12 protein-coding genes and 1 pseudogene are annotated in these 23,571 nt (G+C 58.7%); 2 read left to right on the top strand and 11 right to left on the bottom strand.

From position 1 onward, the window contains the following. Nucleotides 1-79 precede the first annotated feature (79 nt). A complete protein-coding gene (locus CLV65_RS06735) occupies nt 80-1,978 on the top strand; it encodes an ABC transporter ATP-binding protein (protein ID WP_425319301.1) in 1,899 nt (632 codons plus the stop codon). Nucleotides 1,979-4,041: 2,063 nt separating this feature from the next. Here CLV65_RS06735 and trxB read toward each other — a convergent pair. The 7 genes from trxB to CLV65_RS09125 all read right to left on the bottom strand — a co-directional run bounded on the left by trxB (nt 4,042) and on the right by CLV65_RS09125 (nt 17,113). Next, nucleotides 4,042-5,184: a thioredoxin-disulfide reductase gene (gene trxB / locus CLV65_RS06730; RefSeq protein ID WP_094690410.1), complete on the bottom strand. Its 1,143-nt coding sequence runs from the start codon at nt 5,182-5,184 to the stop codon at nt 4,042-4,044. 698 nt (nt 5,185-5,882) lie between these two features. Then, nucleotides 5,883-8,444 (bottom strand): protein kinase family protein, encoded by a 2,562-nt coding sequence (locus CLV65_RS06725; protein ID WP_094690411.1) that lies wholly within the window; start codon nt 8,442-8,444, stop codon nt 5,883-5,885. A 71-nt stretch (nt 8,445-8,515) separates the two neighbouring features. Continuing rightward, complete coding sequence (locus tag CLV65_RS06720; RefSeq protein WP_157847242.1) at nt 8,516-9,916, bottom strand: RNA-guided endonuclease TnpB family protein; 1,401 nt, start codon at nt 9,914-9,916, stop codon at nt 8,516-8,518. 58 nt (nt 9,917-9,974) lie between these two features. Then, nucleotides 9,975-10,553, bottom strand: coding sequence for an IS607 family transposase (locus CLV65_RS06715; protein WP_094690413.1), 579 nt, complete (start codon nt 10,551-10,553; stop codon nt 9,975-9,977). Between the two features lie 172 nt (nt 10,554-10,725). Next, nucleotides 10,726-13,563, bottom strand: a complete 2,838-nt coding sequence (locus tag CLV65_RS06710) for a murein biosynthesis integral membrane protein MurJ (RefSeq protein WP_094690414.1) — start codon at nt 13,561-13,563, stop codon at nt 10,726-10,728. Further along, the gene (locus CLV65_RS08750; RefSeq protein WP_157847241.1) at nt 13,560-16,268 is read right to left on the bottom strand and encodes a DUF6049 family protein; all 2,709 of its coding nucleotides are present in this window, start codon (nt 16,266-16,268) and stop codon (nt 13,560-13,562) included. Before CLV65_RS08750 ends, CLV65_RS06710 begins: the two co-directional genes overlap by 4 nt. Further along, on the bottom strand, nt 16,265-17,113 hold the full coding sequence (locus CLV65_RS09125; RefSeq protein ID WP_094690415.1) for an NUDIX hydrolase: 849 nt from the start codon (nt 17,111-17,113) through the stop codon (nt 16,265-16,267). The genes CLV65_RS08750 and CLV65_RS09125 overlap by 4 nt, the downstream gene beginning before the upstream one ends. A gap of 79 nt (nt 17,114-17,192) precedes the next feature. Between CLV65_RS09125 and CLV65_RS06695 the strand changes: the two genes are divergently transcribed. Then, nucleotides 17,193-18,635, top strand: a complete 1,443-nt coding sequence (locus CLV65_RS06695; protein ID WP_094690481.1) for a CCA tRNA nucleotidyltransferase — start codon at nt 17,193-17,195, stop codon at nt 18,633-18,635. 155 nt (nt 18,636-18,790) lie between these two features. Here the strand turns inward: CLV65_RS06695 and CLV65_RS06690 are convergent, their stop codons facing one another. From CLV65_RS06690 to CLV65_RS06675, 4 genes and pseudogenes are all read right to left on the bottom strand, one after another. Continuing rightward, nucleotides 18,791-19,507, bottom strand: a complete 717-nt coding sequence (locus CLV65_RS06690; protein WP_157847240.1) for a LytR C-terminal domain-containing protein — start codon at nt 19,505-19,507, stop codon at nt 18,791-18,793. 83 nt (nt 19,508-19,590) lie between these two features. Beyond that, on the bottom strand, nt 19,591-20,583 hold the full coding sequence (locus CLV65_RS06685) for a 4-(cytidine 5'-diphospho)-2-C-methyl-D-erythritol kinase (RefSeq protein ID WP_094690417.1): 993 nt from the start codon (nt 20,581-20,583) through the stop codon (nt 19,591-19,593). A gap of 104 nt (nt 20,584-20,687) precedes the next feature. Further along, nucleotides 20,688-21,611: pseudogene (rsmA, locus tag CLV65_RS06680) on the bottom strand (16S rRNA (adenine(1518)-N(6)/adenine(1519)-N(6))-dimethyltransferase RsmA); the annotation flags it as partial. A gap of 167 nt (nt 21,612-21,778) precedes the next feature. Continuing rightward, entirely contained in the window at nt 21,779-23,380 is a 1,602-nt protein-coding gene (locus CLV65_RS06675; RefSeq protein WP_094690418.1) for a resuscitation-promoting factor, read from the bottom strand. Between the last annotated feature and the right edge of the window lie 191 nt (nt 23,381-23,571).

Below are 23,571 nucleotides of genomic sequence, written 5' to 3'. Positions count from 1 at the left end.
CGCGAAATATCGCGAACATGTGAAAGGAACGTTGGAAATGTCTGAAACTCAATCTCAGTCAAGGTCGCAATCGCGGCCGATGCCCCGAGGGACACGTCGTCCTGGTGGGCATGGGCCCATGCGCGGGGGAGTGGTGGAGAAGCCGCAGGATTTCAAAGCCACGATGAACAAACTCATCGCCTACTGCAAGAAGTATGTACCTGCGGTGGTGGTGGCTGTGGTGCTCGGCGCTGTCGGCACCGTGTGCCAGATCATTGGTCCGAACAAAATCAAAGACATCACGAACGAAATCGTCAACGGCCTGCCCGCCATCGTGGAAGGCAAGCCGGTGCTTCGAAGCATTGATTTCGCCGCTGTGAATCGTATCGCCTTCACGCTGATTGCGCTCTATGCGGGTTACGCGCTGCTTAGCTATATGCAGAGCTGGATCATGGCGACTGTCAGCCAGAAAGCCGCTCAGTCGCTGCGCGATGATGTGTCGAAGAAAATCAATAGGTTGCCGCTTCGCTACTTCGACAACACAAGCAATGGCGATGTGCTGAGTCTCATCACCAATGATGTGGATGCCATTGGCCAGACGCTTGGTCAGTCGCTGGGCGCTTTGGTCACGTCGGTCACGCTGTTCATTGGCGCGCTCATCATGATGTTCGCCAACAATGTCACGATGACCCTCACCGCAATCGGCGTGAGCGTCATCGGCATGATTCTGATGTCAGTGATCATGATGGTGTCGCAGAAGTACTTCACGCAGCAGCAGGTCGCCCTCGGCCAGACCAACGGTCACGTGGAAGAAATGTATGCCGGACACGTGATCGTCAAGGCGTATTCCGGTGAGGCTGATTCAATCAGGCAGTTTGAGAAATACAACGACAGCCTGTATCAGTCGGGATGGAAGTCCCAGTTCCTGTCGGGCCTGATGATGCCTCTCATGACGTTCATCGGCAACCTGGGTTACGTGGCGGTGTGCGTTGTCGGCGCTGCCTTGGCGATGGATGGCAAAATCGAGTTCGGTGTGATCGTGGCGTTCATGATGTACATCCGACTGTTCACGCAGCCCCTTGCACAGTTCGCGCAGGCATTGCAAAATCTGCAGCGTTGCGCGGCTGCGTCGGAACGCGTCTTCGGCTTCTTGGAGCAGCAGGAGATGAGCACCGACGCCCAGGGAACTTTCGCTCAGAAGCGCGCTGAAATCGAGGCCGCAGCAGGCCATGCGCATGAGAGCGATGCGTTGGGTGATCGTGCGCGCGGCGATGTCGACTTCGACCATGTGGACTTCAGCTATAAGCCTGGCAAGCCCATCATTCGCGATTTCACCGCCCATGCATCTGCGGGGCAGAAGATCGCTCTTGTGGGGCCGACTGGCGCTGGCAAGACGACGATGGTGAATTTGCTCATGCGTTTCTATGAGCTCGATGGAGGTCAGATTCGCATCGATGGTGTGCCGACCACTGAGATTCCGCGGAGCGAAGTGCATAAGCAATTCGCCATGGTGCTTCAAGACACCTGGGTGTTCCAAGGCACGGTCAAAGAAAACGTCATCTACGACAAGCAAGGCGTGACCGACGAGCAGGTGCGCAATGCCTGCAAGGCAGTGGGCCTTGATAAGTTCATCGAATCTCTGCCCAATGGATATGACACTGTGCTGGATGACAAGGCTGCCTTGTCGGCCGGGCAGAAGCAGTTGTTGACCATTGCCCGAGCGATGGTGCAGGATGCGCCGATTCTGATTCTCGACGAGGCTACCTCATCTGTTGATACTCGCACCGAGGAGCTTATCCAGATTGCTATGGATAAGCTCTCGCAGGGGCGTACCAGCATCGTGATTGCTCACCGGCTCAGCACGATTCGCAATGCTGACCAGATTCTTGTGATGAATCACGGCGAGATCATCGAGCGTGGTACGCACGAGCAGCTGCTTGATGCTAATGGGTTCTATGCGAACCTGTATAACAGCCAGTTCGCGTCTCTCGTGGCGTGATGCCTGGTTCAGCGTTTGCTGGCGCTCGCTGAGATGTGCTCGGCGAGTCAGCTGACGCTAACGCGGCTGGTGCGTTGCTCGCGCGGGCGGTGCCGGTATGGGCTGCTTGCCGGCAGTGTCAGCCTGGGCGTTGCCTGGCATGGGCGGCGGTGTCACCTTCCGGGGTGATGCCGCCGCCCTTTTGCATTCTTGGGGAAGAACCGGTGTTTCCGTGAAACATTGGAAAATGTGAAGGCGCGGGGTGAGAGGGGTGCGTGGGTAAAGATGAGATGTTTCACGTGAAACATTGGACACTGGGTGTGAGATGCGAGGGTGTGGAGTGAAATCCTGGCGAAGATGGGGCAGAGGAGTGGCGGCCAACAATGAGAGGTTTCACGTGAAACATTGGTGACCAAGGAAGGGGCATGTCGAAGGCGTGGAGCGTCAAGGTCAAAACGAAGTAGCGCGATCGAGATGGGTGGGGCTGTGGTGTGAGCTTCAAGAGTGAGCGATGTTTCACGTGAAACATTGGACGCTGGATGTGGGATGTGGGATGTGGGATGTGGGATGTGGGATGTGGGATGTGGGATGTGAGCGGCGGCTGGGGATGAAATCCTGTCGACGATGGGGCAGAGGAATGGAGGTCAACAATAAGATGTTTCACGTGAAACATTGACGATCGGGCAGAGCTATCGAAGGTTTTTGTGACAGTCGTTTATAACGAGGGGGAGGGCTTCTAGCGGGGTTGAGTAGAACGGTGGTGTTGGCTTCGATAACAGGCGATGTTCGCATGAGATATCAGCTGATGGGAGTGCGGATGGGGCTGCGGTAATGTGGGATTGCATAAAGATAGGCTGGGGTAATGTCGCGTTATTCGGCAGTGCTGTTTCTTCGTCGAAAGTGCTGTGGCTTGGATTGGCGCGGGGAATAGCGGGGAAAGATAGTCCTGATATTTGATCCCAGCGATGTTTCACGTGAAACATCGCTGAAGGAGACCTCTATCTTTGCTTGCGGTGCGTGATATCAGGAAGGCTGTTGGCGTAAAGATGCCCGTGAAGCGGCAGCCTATCGGGAAGGCATGTCGCGTGCGTTTTATGCAGCAGCTCTCGACGTTGGGGAAGTTGATTACACGTCGATGTTTCACGTGAAACATTGCCGAATGTCGCGCCTATCGTTGCTTGCGATGTTGATCACCGTGATAGTTTGTGACGCTGTGATTCATGATGCGTCAGCGGCTGAGCGGTGTTCCGTGTACTTTTCGTGTTGCATTCTTCGGCGTTGGGGGTGGATTACACATCGATGTTTCGCGTGAAACATCGGAGGAATTGGCGCGCGTAATAAGGGATATGCGGATTGCGGGAAGCAGGCGTGCCGGGGTGAGATCCGACCTTTACGCGGTGATGTTTCACGTGAAACATCACGAATTGTTGTGGGAATGAAGCAGGGAAGCATTTCTGCAAGGTGGTTATCCGCAGGATGCTTATCCAGAGGTGGTTGCTGTGGTGGTCGGACATCGCATCGGATAGTGCACAAAAGCAGAATGCAAAAGTGGCGATGTTTCACGTGAAACATTGGAGGAATTGGCGCGCGTAATAGGAAATATGGAGATCGCGGGAAGCGGACGTGCCTAGGTGCTGTTGTGGGAATGAAGCCTGGGGAGCATTTCTGCAAGGTGGTTATCTGCAGGGTGGTTATCTGCCAGGTGGTCGCTGGGTGGTGGTCGGACATCGCATCGGATAGTGCACAAAAGCAGAATGCAAAAGTGGCGATGTTTCACGTGAAACATTGGAGGAATTGGTGCGCGTAATAGGGAATATGAGGATTGTGGGAAGTGGAGGTGCCTAGGTGTTGGTGTGAGTTCTGATCTTTGGCGCTCTGATCTTTAGCGCCGTGATGTTTCACGTGAAACATCATGAGCTGCTGTGGGAGTGAAGTCCGGGAAGCATTTCTGTGAGGTGGTTATTGTGATTGTCGGCTATCAGATAGTGCACAAAAGCAGAATGCAACAGTGGCGATGTTTCACGTGAAACATCGCCACTGTGTAGTTACTGTGTAGTTGTTTTGTGGTCACTGCATAACAAGCGTCACAGGGATTCAAGCCAATCTTGGGCATCGAGGGCGGCGCGGCATCCCATTCCTGCAGCTGAAATGGCTTGCTGGTAAATCGGATCGACGACATCACCTGCTGCGAAGACGCCAGGCAACGAAGTACGGGTTGAAGCGCCATCCACAGTGATATAGCCGTGTGAATCGGTATTAACCACACCATTAAGGAAGGCGGAATTGGGCTCGGTTCCAATGGCTACAAAAATGCCGTTGGCTGCAAGTTCACGTGTGTTTTCCGAATCCACCCGTTCCAATGTGATGCTTGTAGCTGCCGTGCCGTCACCATTGATTTGCTTTGTGACACTGCTCCATTCCACAGAAATCTTTGGATTCGCCATCACCTTATCGACAAGGGATTGGGAAGCTCTGAATGCATCGCGGCGATGCACAATCGTGACATGGGAGCCAAACTTCGCCAAAAACAGCGCTTCGGTAAGTGCGGAGTCTCCACCGCCGATGACGGCGATCGGCTTGTCTTTGAAGAAGAATCCATCGCAGGTCGCGCAGTAGCTCACACCATGCCCGGAATATTCCTTTTCACCTGGTACGCCAAGCGTGCGATGATGCGAACCAGTGCTCACAATCACCGCCTTGCTGCGATGAGCGGCGCCAGTGCTGGTGTTGATTATGAAGCTGTCAGGAGTTGAGTTTGAGCCAGAATCAGAATCACGCGCCAACGTTGTCACATCGACGTTTTCGATGGTGGCTCCAAAACGGAGAGCCTGTTGTTTCATGCGATCCATGAGTTCAGGTCCTTGGATGCCATCGGGAAAACCTGGGAAGTTCTCGACTTCAGTGGTTGTGGTGAGCTGGCCTCCAGGTGAGAGCTCCCCGCCAAAAATATGCGGTCGATAACCAGCGCGTCCCAGATAAATGGCAGCGGTGTAGCCTGCAGGACCGGAACCTATGATAACGACATCATACGTTTCGTTCGCTTGAGAAGGCGTCTGAGGAGACACCGAGGCGGATGCCTGAGAAGCGTCTCGAGCAGGTGAAGTCAAGGAAAGTCCCGTCGTGGCGAGACTAACGCCCTGAGCGGGTTTGAATGATATCCGTTGGCTGTTTGCGCCTGAGAGCGAGATGCCTGATTGACTGTGAGAAGCGAACAGATTGCCAGCCATATGACCTCCGGGACGATTGTTTGCTTCATTATTGCATACCGTGTTGCGCTCACAGAGGAACCGTTGTCATTGTGGGGTCTTGTGACCGGTGTCTGAGCGGTCACCCTCAGAAAGTGTTGAGGGTACTGTACGGACTGCACGTGGCGCCCTGAGTTTTTCATCGAGAATTGGAGATTCGGGTACTGGCATCTCGGTGCATGAAAGCCGTGGCGGGCAAGGATCCAAAGAATGCGCAGGGCTGCATAGGTACGAATGAAGAATCAGTCAACATGTAGTTTGAGGTATGGAAATCGTGTCAGTGAGGTATCCATGGAATGTGGATCAGGGTATCAGCAGTAGGGTAGACCGCCAGTCTGGTGCCAGTAAAGATAATTGTGGTGGATTCCCATGGAATGTAGATTGAAGTATCGGATGCTAGGCAGTCAGACAGCTGAGTATCGCGGCGGATGAATGTGCCGAGTTTCCTTGGGTGTGGTTTGAAGTATCGGGGCTCGACGGTACGGTGTTGGCGCAGGAAGTCCTAGCGGTTTCCCATAGGATGGTGTTTGAAGTATCAGATGCTGAATCACTGGATTTCGTGGGTCTGCGGCACGGCGTAGCGCCAACACGTCCATAAACACTGGCGCCCATACCGTTAACTACAGTATGGGCGCCAGTGTTTGTTGATACCGCGATATACAAATCGCGTTACATTTACATCAGTATGCGGTCACATTGTTGATACGCAGCGTACCATTCGTAGGCATATCGGAGCTATTGACCCAGATGACGAACTTCGACATATTGGTTGTCTTCGTAAGCGTCACCGTGGTGGTGCCGCTGGAATCGAATGATGCGCTTCCCACAGCCGCGCCGTTTTGCGGATTGCTGGCGTCGGAATTTGCGTAAATCGAGAGCGTGCCGCCTGAAGAAGGCGATGAAATGACGATGCGCGAAACCGGCTCCTCTTGCGAGAGCGTCACAGGGAACGCATATCCCTTCAAACCATTGGGATTGCTCACGAAATTAATGCTCGTGACGGTGTAAGGCGTGGTATTGGTCGGACTGGGCGTGGCGCTGGATGATGATGCGCTGCTGCTCGACGAGGATTCCGACTCAGTGGCAGTTGATGACGTGGCGGCCGCCAGATCAGAAGGCCACGTGGAGTGGTCGTTCTTGTTGAGCAGAATGTTTTGGAACGCACCAGAAATCGCCGATACCGTCAACGCCACAATAAGCACCAGCACGATAATGAGTGAGATGATTGCGACGCGACGTCCTCCTTTGTGTTCTTTCTTGGCCGCAACACTCGTGTAGGTATCGGTATTGCCGTAATCATCGGATTTCGCCGCGTAGGCAGGTTCCGCAGGTTTGAAGCTCGGTGGGGTCGCAGTATGGCGACGGTGGTAATGCTGTTCCTTGTATTCCGCGGTATTGCGCTCCAAGTTGGCAAGCGAACGGTTCGGTACCGTGGGCATGACAGCCATGGGTTGCGTGGTGGGAATCACCGAAGGACGCACATCGCCTCCGGCTTGTGCGTCAGCGTGAGACCCCCCGCGCGAGCTGCCCTGCGAACCAGCCGATGCTGCTTGGGCTTGCAGTGATTGTTGTGCCTGACGTCCAGGAATTGCCACCGTGGGCATTTCATTGACTTGTGACGATGCGGTTGGCGCCGAACCACCTGCACTGGAAGTACCAGCGTTGGCATGAGCGCGCGCTGCATCCACCGCTGCCGCGAGGCTGGAAGCTGCGGATGTTGAACCGTTTGCCGCTTGTTCCTGCTGGTGCGCCGCGCTGGCATGCGCAGGCTGATGCTTGGAGAAACTCGTCGGATCGGGCTGGGAAGCCATGATGCCGTTCCCAGGAATCGCCATCGTGTTTGCGTTGGCGTCGCGCAGAGGATTCTGATCGCCACTCACAAGGCTTGGCGCCACGATGGTGGTGGCGTTACGCAGAGAAGCCCTGTCCAATGCAAGCGTAGGTTTGTCGGAATCGGCAAATCCGGAATCGCTGGAACCGCTGCCCAGCACTTGGGTGGCAGCATCAGCGGCGGGAACGCCTTGTGCAGTGTTCCGGGCGGCGCCGAGCTGGTGCACGGCATCGGCGTTTTGTGTGCCCACGGATGGAATTGCACTGTTGTTGAGAGCCGGGGAATCATCGGATGTCGCGAATTCACCGGTGGGGAACGGAATGGGTTCCAATCCGCTTGCATTAAGAATGTCGGCGGCGGGATTACGGGACATGCTGATGCTGGAATCGCTCATCGTGTCGCTGCCAATGGAGAAAGCGTCATACATGGCGGTGTCGCTCGCCGGCAGATTCTCCACTTGGTCGGGTTGGAAGAGATTGTTGCCGTTCCAACCGCTCTTCCTGTTGGGGTTAGGGTGCTTCGTGGCGTCAAATGTCAGGAGGGACTTGGGCACGGGCGCCAAGTCCGAACGGGCGATCGTGGCGATCGTGGCATCCTGAATGGATTCAGACACACCGGATTCAGGCAGCAGCAAATCCTTGGAGGTCAACGCCGACGCCGGCTTCCAAGGCCCCAGCAATGCCAGGAATTCATCGGTGGTCACGACGGGCACGTTAGGAGTGGGGTCGGAATCATCCTGCAAACCCAGCGTGCGCATGCACAGGATGCGGAATTCGTCAGGAATGGCGATGCGCGCTGCATCCAACGTGGATGTGGATGTGGTCTGGCCGGGGATGTAAGGCATGCGGGTGATCATCTGATACAGCAGCATGCCCAGCTGTCGCAGCACTGTCGCCTGCGAGCTGAGCATGATGTCGTGAGCAGACAATCCAAGATACGGATGTGAGAAAAGCGGGGATACCGGCAGGTCGGCGAGGGTAATGGCATTACGGCCCACGCGCACGAATTCCGCAAGCAAACGGCGGTGTTGGAATCCCGCGTTCTGCAATTCCACAGCAGCGGTAGCGGTTTCGCCGATGACAGTGCGCATGGCGTCTACGCTTACCGGAGCATCAGTGGCGAGATAATCCGACAGCGACACGCCATCGTCAATGTCGGTGACGACGACGCACACATCGTCTTCGGCATGCAGATGCTGCACTTTTGTGAAATGACGATTGCGGGACGCGCCAAGCCATGACGCCAGGTTTTGGACCTGATCGGATGTAGAGATTTGGTTGGTGATGAAAAGCTGGCAATCCTGAGCCAGCACCCGGTCATGGGCATGCCATGCGGTCAGGCCAGGCTTATCGAGCAAAAGAGAGACAAGCGTGTAGCGGCTGAGCAGCGTGTTTCCGATGTTGAAAATCATGTTCCATCACTTTTCGACAGTATGGGTGCTGTCGCCATTCTAGCTAAGAGAGTGTGATTTCAGATAGTATTCTATGATACTGTCTGAATCTTGACCTCCGCCGAAGCATCCCGTTCATGCGGTTTGCCTCGGCGTGGGGCAGCCCCACTCGTTTGGGCGTCGCCCACATGGTGTTCGCCATGATGGGCGCATCGGTCCGCATGTTCTTGGTTGAGCATGCGGACGATTTCCTGCTTGCGGATGGAACGCCAGCCATCCCTCCGGGAACGTCTCGAAAGGATGTTGCGGCTCGCGTTGATATCCGCGTGCAGGGTCGTTCCGCAGCATTCGCAGCGGAACAAGTCTCTAGTTTGCCTATTGTTCCTAGCCGTATACCCGCAGCGGGAGCATTCCTGGCTGGTGTAGGCCGGGTTGACCTCGGCCACGGCGATGCCATCGAGCTCCTGAAGGCGTTTCAGCTTCGCGGAGACCGCCGCCCTGCCGGTCCGGGTGAGCAGCCGGTTCATCCGGTGGCTGAGGCCCTGGCTGCGGAAATCCAGTCGTTCCACGACGATTTCCTTGACCCGTTCACGGCCCAGCTTGTTGAACAACCGGCCTATCTCGTTGCGGTAGTGGGCCCGTATGCGCCGTTGCAGGTTGCGGTATCTTCTCGACCTGGACGGCTTGATGCCGCTTTTCTGCAACGCCCGGGTCAGTTCGGTGAGTTCCGCGTCGCGTTGTTTCAGCCAGTCGGACATCCGCGTGCCCAGCAATCGTCCGTCGGACAGGGCGAACATGCAATCCATGCCCCAGTCCAAGCCCAACGTCTCGCCTTGCGTGCGCGCTTTCGCCTTTGGCAGGGTGGTTATCAGCCTGCCGCTGGGGTTGCCTTCCGGGTCGAAGCGGATGGTCAGGTGGTTGGACAGCGTCTCGTCGTTGGCGAACAGGTTCCCGTCCAGCTTGCGGTCCGCGACTATCGGCACACGTATCGGCTTGCCGGACTCCAAGGTGGACACGACCGCCCACCGTTCGCATTTGGTGTTCCTCGCATCCTCCACACGGGCTATCTTCCCGTCCATGTCCATGACGCGGCATTTCGACAGGTCGGGCATCCGGTGCCGTTTGCGCAAATGCTTCATCAGCCGACGCGCCATGTGATGAGCCTCGTCATCCACATGCTCATACCATGCGTACCGCAGGTTGATGGAATGCAGCTCGTGCTTGAGCGCGTCATCCAGCGTGGACGAGGCGACGATGCCGCGGAAATCGTTCTGACGGTTCGTCAGCCATGAGTCCAACGCGGCCTTCGCCTGCCGCGACACGGAATCCCATTGCCTTTGCGACAGGCAGGAGGGGAAGGATTTCGCATTCTGCCAAGTGGACAGGCATCCGTCCTCGAACAGTTCGCGGATCCACCGGTCCAGGGAATAAGCCAGTCCCCAGCGCCACACCGGAAGCAACCGGAGCAGTTTCTTAAGTTTGCCTTGATTCATAGGCAAGGCCACTCCATAGGACTTATGCGCCACGCCGGTCTTCATCCCGCGACGGCATCTACTCGTCGGCATCGTCGCCCTCCACCATCGCGGCCATGGCGCGTGCGCGCTTGGACCCACGCCGGCCATACAGGCGCGCGCTGAACGAGTGGATTACCGACACGAAGTCCCGGATCAGGTCGGCGCGGTCGCCGGAGGCTTCGTCCGCCACGACTATCCGCCGCCCCTCGCGTTCGACGAACAGGCGGAACCACTCGAACCCGAACCGGGTGAGACGGTCCTTGCGCTCCACCACCAGCGTGCCCCAGTCGTCGCGCTTGAGCAATGCGGTGAGCTTGCGCCTACCGTCGTCCAACCCGGAACCCACCTCGGCCACCGAGGCCACGACCCTGTAGCCGTTGGCGACGGCCCAGTCCTCCATGCGTTTGCGCTGGGCGGGCAGCTGGTCCTCGCGTTCCGACGGGTCGGAGACGCGGGCGTAGACGGCGGCATCATTGAGCTTCGCATGGATCTCGTCGGGCACGATGATGGTGCCCGACTCGTCCTGCCAAGCGCCAGGTATCTTCCCGGCCTTGAACCTATTCCACGCGGCACGGTATTGAATGCCATGCCTGGCCGCATACTCCGACAACTTCACGCTTCCACAATACTATAGAATACTATAAAAAGCCAGTAAACCAGAAACTAGTCGCTGGACTTTCCAAACCAAGCGTTTGGAGAAAACCTTTGCGATATTTTAACGTGTGGCAGGGCCGAAGGGCAGCGGGACTGACGTGTGGCGGGACTGACGGGCAGCGGGACTGGAGGCGTCATGAAGCGGATTCATTGCGCGGATCGCCGGAGTGCTCATTATGCGGGTCACCGGAATCTTGGGTAGAAGAATTCTTGAGATGCACATCGGTGGAGGCATGGCGCGCAACATCATCGAATTGATACGGCAAGGGTTTGGGCGTCTGCGCATGCGGCACATCGAGGCGCGGCACGGTGAGCTTGGAATTATTCGTGGCTTGCGGCGCCCGCGTCAGGATTTTATGCAGTTCCACGGATTCCGTGTCGGCGGGACCGGCTGCTCGTGGGAAGTATGACGCGTTGTGCGGCGCAGGCGTGGGCTCGTGCGTGGAGGCGGACATGGGTGCTGGTGCAGGCGCAGCAGACTCAGTGGGCGCAGCGGGTATCGCAGGCATGGGCGGTACCGTGGGCGTTTGGGGTTTGTGCGGCATGACGGACCTTGCAATGCCCGCTGGAGCGCCGTTAACCGCGGCGTTGCTGGACGCTGCCTTGCCAGCAGTCACGGTGCTGTTGGTCGCGACGCTGGTGACCGCGCCATTGTCATCTGCTGCATTGCCCGCCGCTGCATTGTCCGGCACAATGGATTCCCTCGTCGCCCAAATGGGAGTCCTGCCGAATTCATCGGCGTCTGGACGACTCACCGGACGCGCGGGACGCAGGGAATGCGTCGCCTGCGGCGTCTGGTTCCCCTGTTGGACCGATTGGTCTTGCGCATCCAGACGAGCGCGAGATTCCTTCTGCTGTGATTGCTGCAATTCCATGGGGTCCAGGGGATGACGGTCCGCAGGATGACGCTGCTTGCGTTTGCGGGGCTTGAATTGCGCAGGCGCCGAGGAGGAATGCTGGTCGTCGGATTCTGGCAAATCCAGAATGATGTCAAGGCCAGCAGCAGTGTCGTCGGGCACGAAAGGCGAGGGGGCGGCAGAAGAGACAACGCGAGGCCGGCGCTGCCGAGGCGCAGAAGCCATGGCGGCTGCACCAGCGGCAGAGGAGCGTGCAGATCGCGGAGCAGTGCGTGAAGTGGTGCGGGGACGCGGATTATGTGAATGCGCATCCTGGCTGCTTCCATCATCCGCCCGAGCGTCGTGCGAATCCGGGGATTGCGAATCCAGAGAATGCACATCCGAGGAATCCAAATCGGCCGCGGATGAATTCTGCTCGTCTTGATTCGTCATGCCTTCGTTCGCGACATCGTTCATCGGACGGCGAAGCACTTTGGCCAGCATGCGCTGCACCATGCCGCGCACGACGGCAACCTCCGGGGTGTGCAGGGCGGAGAGCGTGCCGAAATACGTGCCGCCAGCCGCTGCCGTGATGACGAGAGCTTGCACAATCGCCACACCCCAGCGCGTGCCCATGGATTCGATGCCGAGCACGTTCCAGCCCACGAGGGCGAACAGTTTGTTGATTACGAGGCCCACGACCGTTGCAATCAACATGGCAGTGAGGGTATGGGCTGCGGTGCGGGCAATGCGTCGGTCGTCAAGGCCCTGCGAGAAGTGACGATGCACCAAGTAGTAGATGATGGGCATCATCACAATGTTGCCTAGGGCGACCCCGCAGCACACCACCGTCACCCAATCGCGAGGCGGGAACAGGTGGATGCCGCTCAAAACAATAACGACCTGCACTGCGTTTTGCGCCAATGTGTACCAGAACGGCGTGCGTCCGTCCTTGAACGCATAGAACGTGCGTTCCAGCACGAGGACTGCGCTTGTCGGCACGTTCGCCACGCACATCACCATGAGCGGCACGCGCATGAGGTTCACCTCGTTGGGCTGCACGGAAGGCAGCAGGGCGGTGGTGATTTGCACAGGCTCCACCAGATAGGCAACCGTGAAGAATGCGATGATGAGGGTGAGGTTGCACAGGGTGGATGACAGTTCGTCGCGGGCGCTGGCATAGTCGCCGTCCGCAATGTATTCCGACATGCGGGGGAACATTGCTGTGGCGATGGAGACGGCGAACAGCGAGTAAGGCAGGATGAACAGCGTGAACGCATTCTGGTACGTGCTGTTGCCCGCGATTCCGTAGGGGTCGCCGCCTTGCAGCGGTGCGCCGTTCGTCACACGCGACGTGACGATGCCGACCAGTTGGTTGACGAGCACGATTCCCAAGCTCCAGATGGCCACCGAGCTCATGGAACGCAGACCGATGCCGTGAAGTCCGAGGCGAGGATGCCAATGGTATCCGGATTTGAGCAGCGGTATGAACAGCACGAGGGCTTGGAAAGCCACGCCGAGCGTCCACGACCCCGCCAGGAGGGCGGTTTTATCCGCCGTCCAGAAATCAAGGGACTGGTGCGAAGCGTTGCCATACAAGGCGATGAAAACGATGAAACCGATGCAGCTGATAACGTTGGCGCCGGTGGAACTCCATGCATAGGCGCCGAATTGGTTCTTCGCCGCAAGCACCTGGCCAAGCACCGTATACAGGCCGTAGAAGAAGATTTGCGGCATGCACCAGAGCGTGAACGAATTGGCGAGCGAACGTTGAGCGGCATTCCAACTGGAATCCAGATAAAGGTTGGTGAACAGCGTGGAGCACGCCATCATGATGCCGGTCACCGCCACAAGTATCACCACAGAGAGCGTAATGAGCTTGTTGAGCTGATCTTCGGCGTCCTTTTGCTTGAGGCTGCGCACGATTTGCGGCACGAGCACGGCGTTGAACACGCCGCCGGAAAGGATGGTGAACAGCACTTGGGGAATCGTGGAACCGGTCTGGTATGCATTTGCCGCAATGCCGGTGGTACCGACGGCGGCAGCGAGCAGAATGGTGCGTACCTGCCCTGTGAGGCGCGAGGCAAGCGTACCCATCGCCATGATGGCGGAATTGCGCCCAACTGATGCGCTCATGCGTCTGCACCTTTCTCCGCGTCGTGTGTCTCGTTGCTGTTGCTGTCAGCGTTGCCACCGGTATTGTTGCTGCCGTCGCCGTTGCTGCCACCGCTGCCGCTGGTGCCGCCGCTTGTGGTGGCTGGGCTGCTGACGGCCTCTTCGGATTGAAGGGGCTTGCGATGGAACTGCCGCCACAAGCCTCCGACGGCAAGGATCGCAGCGATGGCGATGATTGCATTGCCCAAGGCGTCGTTGAGACGCAGTGAATTGGACACGTTGACGATGATGCTGCCGCCAACGGCATCGCCATGGCAATCCTGCAGTTGCAAATCCACATAAGTGGAGCCGCTGGAATATGCCTGCAGTGTGAGGGTGACCTGTTGCTCGCTGTGGGCAGGGATCGTGACGGAATCCGTGCCAGACGCCGCGAGGCTGGCCGCGCCGGAACGGGCGCTGACGGAAACCTGCACGTCGAACGGCGCGTTGTTGGTAATCGTCACCGGCAGGCTTGCGGTGGAGCTCATCATCACAACCGAGTTGGGCTGTTGCAGATGCACCAGTTTCAGCACGTTGTCGGCAAGCCCCATGGCGTCATTGACTGTGCCGCCGTTATCATTCAACGCTGCGTCGAGCGTGCGCACCGCGTATGCAGTGTGCAGGGCTTCCAACTGCGCCTGCCATAGGGTGGAGTCCAGATTGCCGCGACGGCCGGATTCCGTGGCGGTGGAGGACGGTGATGGGGCGGCGGATGCTGCGGAATTTGTGGAGGCGGCGGAACCTGTGGAGGTCGCGGAGGCCGCGGAGTTTGCGGAGGCGGCGGAACCTGTGGAAGTCGTGGAATCGGTGGCGTTCGCGCTGTTAGAGGAATCTTCGGAAGCCGAATTTCCAGAAGCCGAATCCGCCCCAGTGGCATCGTCGGTCGCCGATGGCGAACTGGATTCCGCTGCCGGCGACGAGGCTGATGCCGATGCAGACGTGGATGCCGTTGCTGAAGCCGAGGCGGACGCTGATGCGGTCGATGATGCGGCGGACGATGCGGACGATGACGCGGCGGAACCGGATGAATCCGATTCATCGGATGCAGCCAGCACCGATGTGAAGAAGCGCGTCAGCTCGGTGTGTGAAGAGGCAAGGGATTGCGCTGCGGCGAGGGTGCTATCGCTGGTTTCGGGGCTGATGCCGGAATCCGCAGGCACAATGGCGTCATTCTGCGCGTTTTGCGCCGCATTGATGAGCGTGTCGAAGGAATCCCAAGACACCCAGTGGGCTGATTCGAGTGAGCTCAGCACAGTGTCCAGGTCCGAGCAGTTGCTTGACGGGTCAATGGCGATGAAAAGCCGGGAATACGCCTCAGAATTGGAGTCACTGACCTGTGTGACGCTCCCCAGCGATGTTTGCGCAATGATGCGGCTGATGCGTCCTGCTGTGCTGTTTTCCGCCGTGGCTGCACTGGAACTGGCATTGCCGCTTGTCAGAGAGGAGAGCGTGGATTCGGCATTGAGTATGCCTACGGAACCCTGGTCGGTGATGGTGTGAGTGACGGCGTGGTATGTGCTGGTGGCAGTGCCTGTATTGCCGTGCAACGACACGACGGTGGTGTAACCCGCTTGCTGCGCTGCGGTGAGGGCGGCGGCCGTCCAATTGCCTTTGCCCTGCCATGCCACGAAACGTGAGGTTCGTGACGCGGCTTGGGGGGAGGTTGCTGAAGAAGATGCCGTTGCGATGGAGGAGGCTTGCGCCTCGGAGAGACTATTGGTCGTGATGCCTGCCGCACCCCAATCCGCGTCGCTTTGTGCATACACAGTGAAGTCGGCGTCTGCTGGCGGCAGCAGGGAAGTGGCAACTGCCGATCCTGCGAGGGCACTGAGGCAATAGGGGTCGGCGACAAGCGAGAGGAAGCTGTGGGATGGCGCCGCTTCCACCGCTGCCTGAGCGCCTGTGGCGAGATTGGCGGAAATAACCGACGCGACCATCCGGTTGATGCCACCTGTCTGCGATGGCTGTGTTGTCTGCGATGGCTGTGTTGCGGCTGCGGAACCGCTGCTGGCGTTGTTGGGCTCTTTTTGCATCAGCACGTCATTGAGCTTGCTGGTGTCGGTGGTCCATGATTTCGCCACGACCGGGGCGGCGATCGTCACATGCGTATTGGTGCGGGAATCAGTGGAACTGCTGCCGTTGTCGAAAGTCACGAACGTGTGCTCGTCCACCTGCACCGCGCCATCGTCGGTTGTGTAACGCACAAGAATGGGGCGGGCTCCGAAACTGGAGATTTCGTTGAGTGGGAAATCATCAATGCTGCCGCTGGCAGACACCGATACGCTGCTCCCAGGCGGTATCGAAGAGACTTCCTGCCGGTCGATGACGCCGGACGCCCAGATGTCCAAGGAACCTTCCGCCCATTGCTGCATGTCGGACGTGGTGGAGAACGTCATGTCGGGATTCGTGCTCACGCGCAGCGTGCCCGTGGTGATAGCGGACTGGGAGTTGTTGGTGATGCTGACGGTGAGGGAATACGTGGATGATCCCGCGGAGCCGATGATGGGCGTCTGTGAGGAAATCGACATGCTGACGCTGTGGTCTGCTGAAGGTTCGTCGGCATATGCAATACCGTCCTGCGCACCCACAGAAGGTGGCAGGACGGTGAGCGTGCCGAGCGTTGCGATGAACATCACGAGGGCAAGGCAGCTAATCACAGCCGTAAACGGAAGGAGCTTGCGCTTCATTGTCGAAATTTTCGCTTTCTGGCGTACATAGAGGCGATGCGTCTTTCGTTAGGGTAGCTGAGGACCGAGTCCAATTCGTCGAAAGCCACCCATTTCACGTCTTCGGCCTCATGATCGGGGTCGCCTGCCACAGTGAGCTCGCCGCCGGTCATGCGCAGTGCAAAATGATGCACAAGCTTGTGGATGCGTTGCGTGGTGCCGGTGAACCAGTAGTCGATAGTGGCGATGGATTCGATCACTTCGCCGGAAATCCCGGTTTCTTCATGCACTTCACGCACTGCCGTCTGCTCGGGCGTTTCGCCCTTTTCTATATGCCCCTTCGGCAGACACCATTCCAAGTGTCCGGAACGGGAATGGCGGGCGATGACGGCGACACGCCCATGAGAGTCGAAGATAAGGCCGCCGGCGGAATATTCCCGCACCACAGGCAGTTCGTTGTGCACGCCCAAGGTCGCAAACGTCACATGGACCGTGCTTCGCCTTGCGCCTGCCATGACGGCAGGGGTGATGTGATGAGGCGCGCGATGGGCGCGCTGCCGAGGCTTTTTGCCGGTTGCGGCTCCCGGTGTGGGGGAAGCGGGCTTGGGAAGCTTCGCAGGAACGCCGGAATCGGTGGCAGAAGCGCTGGATTGCTGCCCTGCGGAGGCTGACGCGGACGCAGACGCGGAGGCGGCAGAAACGACACGCGCGGATGGCGCGGCGGGCTGCGGAGACTGCGAACTGTACAAAGGGCGCGGTCGGGCCTCCTCCTCATCGTCCTGCGATGAGGAGGCCTGAGTCGAGGCATACCTCGGCCATGAGTTGGCATGGCGAAGCATTCTCGCTACATCTCCCGGCGTTGTCATACTTCCTACTTTATCCAGAACTCGAGCAGGTGGGGTAACGGTAAGCTATGAGGAGCAAATATCGGAAGGATGAATGGCAGTGGATTTCGAAGTTTCCCCCGTGGCGATTGAACTGGGACGCATGTTCGCACAACACGGCTATGAGCTGTCTTTAGTAGGCGGGCCGGTGCGTGATTTGCTGTTGCACCGGCGCTCGCACGACTTGGATTTCTGCACATCGGCGCGTCCGGAGGAATTTGAACCGATCCTTCGGCGTTTCGGAGACGGTTTCTGGGACATGGGCCGCAAATTCGGCACGCTGGGAGCTGTCAAGCATCTTCCCGACGGACGTGACGTGAGCGTGGAAGTCACCACATACCGGTCTGACACCTACAATCCTGATTCCCGCAAGCCCGAGGTGAATTACGGGGACAGCCTGGAGGGCGACCTGTCGCGCCGCGATTTCACTGTCAATGCCATGGCGTTGAGGGTGCCGGATCTGGAATTCGTCGATCCGTTTGGCGGCGCGGGCGACATAGCCAAGAAAGTGCTGCGCACGCCTGTGTCTCCCCAACAGTCGTTTGATGACGATCCCCTGCGCATGATGCGCGCTGTGCGGTTCGTGGCGCAGTTGGGATTCCACATCGCCCCCGACACCGCCGAGGCTATCGAGCAGATGGCTGGACGCATCAGCATCGTGTCTGCCGAACGCGTGCGGGATGAATTGACGAAACTGCTGCTTTCGGCGAACCCTCGGGAAGGCCTTGAGGCGCTGGTGGATTCCGGCCTGGCGGATATTGTGCTGCCGGAATTGCCTGCGCTGCAATTGCAGATTGACGAAAATCATCGTCACAAAGACATCTTCGAACACACGATGATGGTGCTTGACCGTGCAATCGCCTTGGAAACAGACGCCGAAGGCCCGGTGCCTGCGCCGGATCTCGAACTGCGTCTGGCGGCAATCATGCATGATGTGGGCAAGCCGCGCACCCGGCGCTTTGAAAATGGCGGCAAGGTGAGCTTCTACCAGCACGACCTCGTGGGCGCTCGCATGACGCGCAAGAGGCTGAAGGCCCTGAAATTCGACCACCACATCGTGGAGGATGTGAGCGATTTGGTCGCCATGCACCTGCGGTTCCACGGCTATCTGGACGAGCGGTGGACGGATGCGGCGGTGCGTCGCTACGTAAAGGACACCGGCCACCTGTATGAACGGCTCAACCGTCTGACGCGCGCGGATGCCACGACCGCCAACAAACACAAGGAACACATGTTTTCCGCTGCGATGGATGACCTGGAGCAGCGTGTGTGCGAACTTAAGCAGAAAGAGGATTTTGACGCGATCCGTCCGGACCTGAATGGCGGGCAGATTATGCAGATCCTCGGTCTGCAGCCCGGGCCGATGGTGGGTCGCGCTTACAAGCACATGCTCAACTACCGCTTGGATAATGGGCCCGTTGACGAGCAGACCGCAACCGAAGAGTTGCAGCGCTGGTGGAATGGTGGCGATCCATTGCCGGATGCCGAGCGCGACGACGAGTAAGCGCTTGCGGCTGGTGGCACGACGTCGCGCGGCACTTGCCGCATGTGCAATGCGTGCCGCACGCACCGCACGCTGGATATAGCTGGATATAGCAACGCCGGTGCAGCATTGGGGAACGATGCTGCACCGGCGTTGTGTTCGACGGATACGTGCCGCTAGTTGCTGCTGGAATCCGCCGAAGAACTATCTGTGCTGCTGGAATCGCTGGAATCGCCTTCCGGTGCGGTGGTGGAATCGCCGCCCGTGCCAGTGGTCGTGGCATTCACGGAATCATGCGGCAAAGCCTCGGGCACATCGGTGATGGCATCCGCCGCCACGCAACCGGTGATGCTTTGCAGCGTGCTGCCAGGCAGCGTCGTCACTTGGTCTTCGTCAAGAAGGTCATAGAAGCTGCTGCCGATAAGAAGGTCCACGAGGGAGTCGTCGCGTGAATCCATGCGCATGATGGCGTCACTGACATTGCCAGCGAGCGTGTAGGCTTCGGCGATTGCGTTCTTGCCGAAGCGGATTTCAGTGCGTTCCAGAGTACCGCCGGAGTAATTATCTACGCCTTGGATGCCGAAACCCCGTGATTGGAGTTCGTTGGCTACGGCCGTTGCCAAACCGGACTTGTCGGTGGCGTTGAGCACGCGCACCGTGATTTTGCTGGCGTCCACGGCGGTCGTGCCCGTGGCGACGCAGGGAGCGGTTACGCCATAGTTGGGCTGGGCGTTTTCCTCCGCCTTGGTATCGAAAAGACCCGCCGCGGTGGGAATGCAAATCACCAGCGCCAGCACCATCACCGCGATGATGACGGTGACGACCATGCGATGCCGGTCATGCACATAAAGCTTGCGGGCTTCGCGTTCGTTCGTGGGTATGCGTCCAGCCATGTAATACCTTCTGTCGATTGCGTTCGCGTTCAGTCTAACGAGAAAACCTGACGAGGACGCCATGCCGCAGCCGTGGATTGCGGTCAGTAGTTCTTTTCGAAATTTGGGTTCTTGGTTGGGAATGGCCACATCCTGGTTGTCGCCAAGACGGCCTCGGTGCGGTCGGCCATGTGGCGTTCCATCCAGTTTCTGGCCATTTGCTCGGCGTCGTACTTATCAGAGCACAATGCCACCACTGTGGGACCGGAGCCAGAGATGAAGACCTCGGCACCTTCGACTCCGCTGTATTCCGGGGCGGAATAGGTGATGGCGTCGGCGGAGCGGGGGTGCAGGTCGAGCGCAGCACGTTGCAGATCGTTGCGGTCGCCCGGGTTTGCACCGATTTCGTCGAAACGACGGTACACGTCGGCTGTGCTCAGGCCATCGTCGTATATCGCCAGTGCCACCGCCTTCGGAGCCCATTTCTCCCATTCCGGATCGGCCGGGCGCGGCAACGTGGGCCTGGCCGGGTAATAGTACTCAACCTTCTCGCCGTAGCCGGTGCCGTGTGCGAGACCGGATTCATCGATGCTGCCGAGGAAGAACGGGATGTCGGCGCCTAGCTTTGCGGCAACGGACATGAGCATGTCCCAGCTGGGTGAGATGGCCCCAGGGGCATCGAACTTCCCTGCCTCGCCCCATGAGTGAGTCAGGGCAATCAGTGTTCCTGCGGCGTCCGATGAGCCGCCGCCGAGCCCCGCGGCGACAGGGATTCTTTTCGTCAGATCAATCCTGGCGTCAGGGGAGACGTGGCATGCCTCTGCTAGCGCCCGTGCCGCGCGAATCACGAGATTCGATTCGAATTCCGGGCTTCCGGGGGTTGGAAACAGGGTTTTTCCGTAGTATGGCGTCAACGCGAGCACGAGGCCGGTGCCTTCGTCGCGGGGATGAGTCTCTACGAAATCACACAGCTCCACGCCGCAGTATATTGTGTCGATTTCGTGGCGGTTTCCCCATTCCGGGTGCCGTGTCTTTTTGACCCGTAGCTCAAGGTTAATTTTGGCAGGGCATCGGTATTCGAATTCGAATTCACTCATAGGTTCTCCTGGGTTGTGGACGGGGATGTTGCGGACGGGGATGCGGCGGACGGGGATGTGGCAGGTAGGGCTTGCGCGGAGGCTGCCATCGCGGAGGCGGTGTCATCATCGATGGTTTCGCAGGCGCGTGCAAGGGCGATGAAATCGTCGATTGTCAGCGTCTCCCCACGGCGCTTCTCATCGATGCCTGCGGCGGCGAACGCCTCATCCGGAACCGTCTTGCGCAGCGCAGCGTGCAGCGTTTTGCGGCGCTGACCGAAAGCCATATCAATCAGTGAAAAAACGCGTGCGCGCAGCGCCTCGTCGCGGCGTTCAGGCGTGCTGACGCGCGTGAAGCCCACGAGCGCGGAATCGACGTGCGGCGCGGGCCAAAACACATTGCGCCCCACGATTCCGGCTTTGCGCGTGGTGCCATACCAGGCGAGCTTCACCGACGGTGCGCCGTAGATCTTGCTGCCTGGCGTGGCGGACAGCCTGTCGGCCACTTCCTTTTGCACCATCACGAGGAATGAATCCAAGCCGGTGAAGCGCTGCAACAGCGTGAGCACAATCGGTGTGGCGACGTTGTAGGGGAGGTTGGCGACGAGTGCGAAATGCGAGTCCGCAGTAAGGCCGGTTGTCTCGGTGAACGTGGGGTCGGACGGGTCGATGGTGAGCGCGTCATGCGTGATGACGGTCAGATGTGGAGCGTTCTGCGGCTGGAATTGCTCCACGGTGTGGGGCAGTCGCTGCGCAAGGGGCGGGTCGATTTCCACTGCGATCACCCGTGCGCCGGTTTCCAGCAGTCCTAATGTGAGCGAACCCAGGCCCGGGCCGACCTCCATCACCGTGCTGTGCGCATCGATGCCGCTTTCGTGCACAATGCGGCGCACGGTGCCGGGATCGATGACAAAATTCTGCCCAAATTTCTTGGTGGGTGTGATGCCCGCATCCGCGGCGATGCGGCGGATGTCAGCGGCGCCCAGCAGATGTGCAGCGGAGGAGCTCTGCTCGTTCTGCCAGTTCTGCTCGGTACGCTCGGTCCGCACAGTCCGTTCGGTCTGCGGATCCGTATTCGAGTCGGTGTTGTCGGATGTCACTGTCGGTTGGCCTTCTTCATGTCGTCATCATCTGATGGTGATTGCCGGTAACTGGCTTGCGGGGTGTGAAGCGATGCACTCCATGGCGGCTGGTCGTGCGCCGCGTGGGGCAGCGATCAGTACCCTCCTCTCTTTTGCCAGGTTTCCCATGCGTTCACGGGGTCTCCATACGTCTGACGAATGTAATACAGTCCCCATGCAATCTGCACGGCAGCATTGTCATGCCAGCCGGTGCCCATTTTATTGCCGGGAAGCGCCTGGGGTATGCCGTAGGCGTCGCTGCTGGGGTTGTCGGCGTACCACAGCCAGTTGGATTCGCGGGTCCACAGCTGTTCGAGAGCTGTCCATTCCTCGTCGCTTGTCCAGCCGTACGCGGCCATCGCGGCCTTGGCGTAGGCCTTGGCCTCCGCAACAGTGGCGTGCCACACCGTTCCTGAATCGGATGTGTTCGAGCTGTTGGTGGAATCCGTGTTATTCGAATCCGAAGGAGTTTGGGTGGGAGTTTGGGTTGGGGTCTGCGTTGCGGTGGGCGTCTGGGTGGGCGTTTCGGTGGGGGTTTGCGTAGGCGTGGGGGTCTCAGTGGGAGTCTGTGCGGGCGTGGAGGACTCTGCGGGCGTGGGCGTATCCGACTCCGAGGCGCTCGGGCTGGGGGATTGCGAAGCGGAATCGGATGGCGATGGCGAGGCGGAGGCGGATGCGCTCGCGGAACTCGAAGCGCTGGAACCATTGGTGGCGGCGTCGGAACTGCTGGAATTGCCGGCGCTGCTGGAATTGGAGCTGTCAGAGCTGCTCGAGCTGTCAGAGCTGCTAGAGCTGCTAGAGCTGCTGGAACTGCTGGAACCGGAGGAGTCGGAGGATGGAGCCTCGGGCTGCGTTTGCGCCGGGCCCACGCCAATCACTTCGTCCACCTCCAGCTGTTTCGTTGTTTCGCTGGTCACGGATGAGCTCTCTTCCACACCATCCACATATGTCACTTGCAACGTTTGCGTCACGATGCCATCCGTGCCGGCGCGCTCGACCTTCTGCTCGCCGGGAGCCAGCGACGCATCGGTTATGTATTGAGTGGAATACGGCGTGGTCACATCCTGCGTGCGCGTGCCATAGGTGACGCGCTGCACGCGCAAAATGGTCGTGTCGCCATCCTGCTCCACGCTCACGCGGTCATTGGCTCCCAGAATGATTCCGCACGCGTCCAGCAGTGACGCAGCGGTGCGATTCCCACCATCGACTGTGGTGCTCTTGCCATCGGCGATCACGGTAACAGGGCCGCCTCCCGAGATGGTGAAGCCTCCGGTGAGCTGGTTGTAGGCGTTGGCGATGTCGATTTTGATGGACATCGCTTCGCGTTCGCTTTCGCTGAAGAAGTTGAGCAATTCCTGTGCGCTGGATGCACAGCTCCAGAATGGCACCGATGCGCCGTTTATCGAGAGCGTTGCCTCGAACGCCTGGCAATAGGTCACAGAATCGCCGTTTTCGATGGCACCGTTGTGAGTGGAAGTCACGATGTCATGTGTGCTGACCGTGAGCCCTTGCTGTTCGAGGAGTCTGTCGACGCTCATCGCGTAGGTTTTCACAGTTTTCGTTTCTCCATTGATGGTGAGTGCCACCGTTTTTTGTGTCGCAACAAAAAAGCTGGCGACGGCCATTGCGCATACGATGCACGCGGAAAGCACTGCGCGGATGATACTCGTTCGCCTCGCGCGAATCGATGGTTGCATATGACCTCCTGTGCTGCAGTCATTGGCCGATGTGGCTGGTTGATGCGACTGGTTTTTGGGGCGCTTATCCATATTGTAGGGGCGCAAACGTGAGGTTCGGCGCTGATTGCCTGTGCAACAAAAAATTTGTGCATAACTTTCACACCTGCGCGGTTGGCGGAACGAATGGGGGTGTTCATCTGTTGGCGTAT

The organism is Pseudoscardovia suis (assembly GCF_002797875.1).
Lineage (GTDB): Bacteria > Actinomycetota > Actinomycetes > Actinomycetales > Bifidobacteriaceae > Pseudoscardovia > Pseudoscardovia suis.
The sequence above is the reverse complement of the archived record's forward strand: the minus strand, read 5'-3'. Positions and strand labels throughout refer to the sequence as shown.

Excerpts from the sequence above, each read along its gene's own strand:
- CLV65_RS06735 (WP_425319301.1), top strand. The coding sequence starts at position 80 with ATGCCCCGAGGGACACGTCGTCCTGGTGGGCATGGGCCCATGCGCGGG.
- trxB (WP_094690410.1), bottom strand. The coding sequence starts at position 5,184 with ATGGCTGGCAATCTGTTCGCTTCTCACAGTCAATCAGGCATCTCGCTC.
- CLV65_RS06725 (WP_094690411.1), bottom strand. The coding sequence starts at position 8,444 with ATGATTTTCAACATCGGAAACACGCTGCTCAGCCGCTACACGCTTGTC.
- CLV65_RS06720 (WP_157847242.1), bottom strand. The coding sequence starts at position 9,916 with ATGAATCAAGGCAAACTTAAGAAACTGCTCCGGTTGCTTCCGGTGTGG.
- CLV65_RS06710 (WP_094690414.1), bottom strand. The coding sequence starts at position 13,563 with ATGAGCGCATCAGTTGGGCGCAATTCCGCCATCATGGCGATGGGTACG.
- CLV65_RS08750 (WP_157847241.1), bottom strand. The coding sequence starts at position 16,268 with ATGAAGCGCAAGCTCCTTCCGTTTACGGCTGTGATTAGCTGCCTTGCC.
- CLV65_RS09125 (WP_094690415.1), bottom strand. The coding sequence starts at position 17,113 with ATGACAACGCCGGGAGATGTAGCGAGAATGCTTCGCCATGCCAACTCA.
- CLV65_RS06690 (WP_157847240.1), bottom strand. The coding sequence starts at position 19,507 with ATGGCTGGACGCATACCCACGAACGAACGCGAAGCCCGCAAGCTTTAT.
- CLV65_RS06685 (WP_094690417.1), bottom strand. The coding sequence starts at position 20,583 with ATGAGTGAATTCGAATTCGAATACCGATGCCCTGCCAAAATTAACCTT.
- CLV65_RS06675 (WP_094690418.1), bottom strand. The coding sequence starts at position 23,380 with ATGCAACCATCGATTCGCGCGAGGCGAACGAGTATCATCCGCGCAGTG.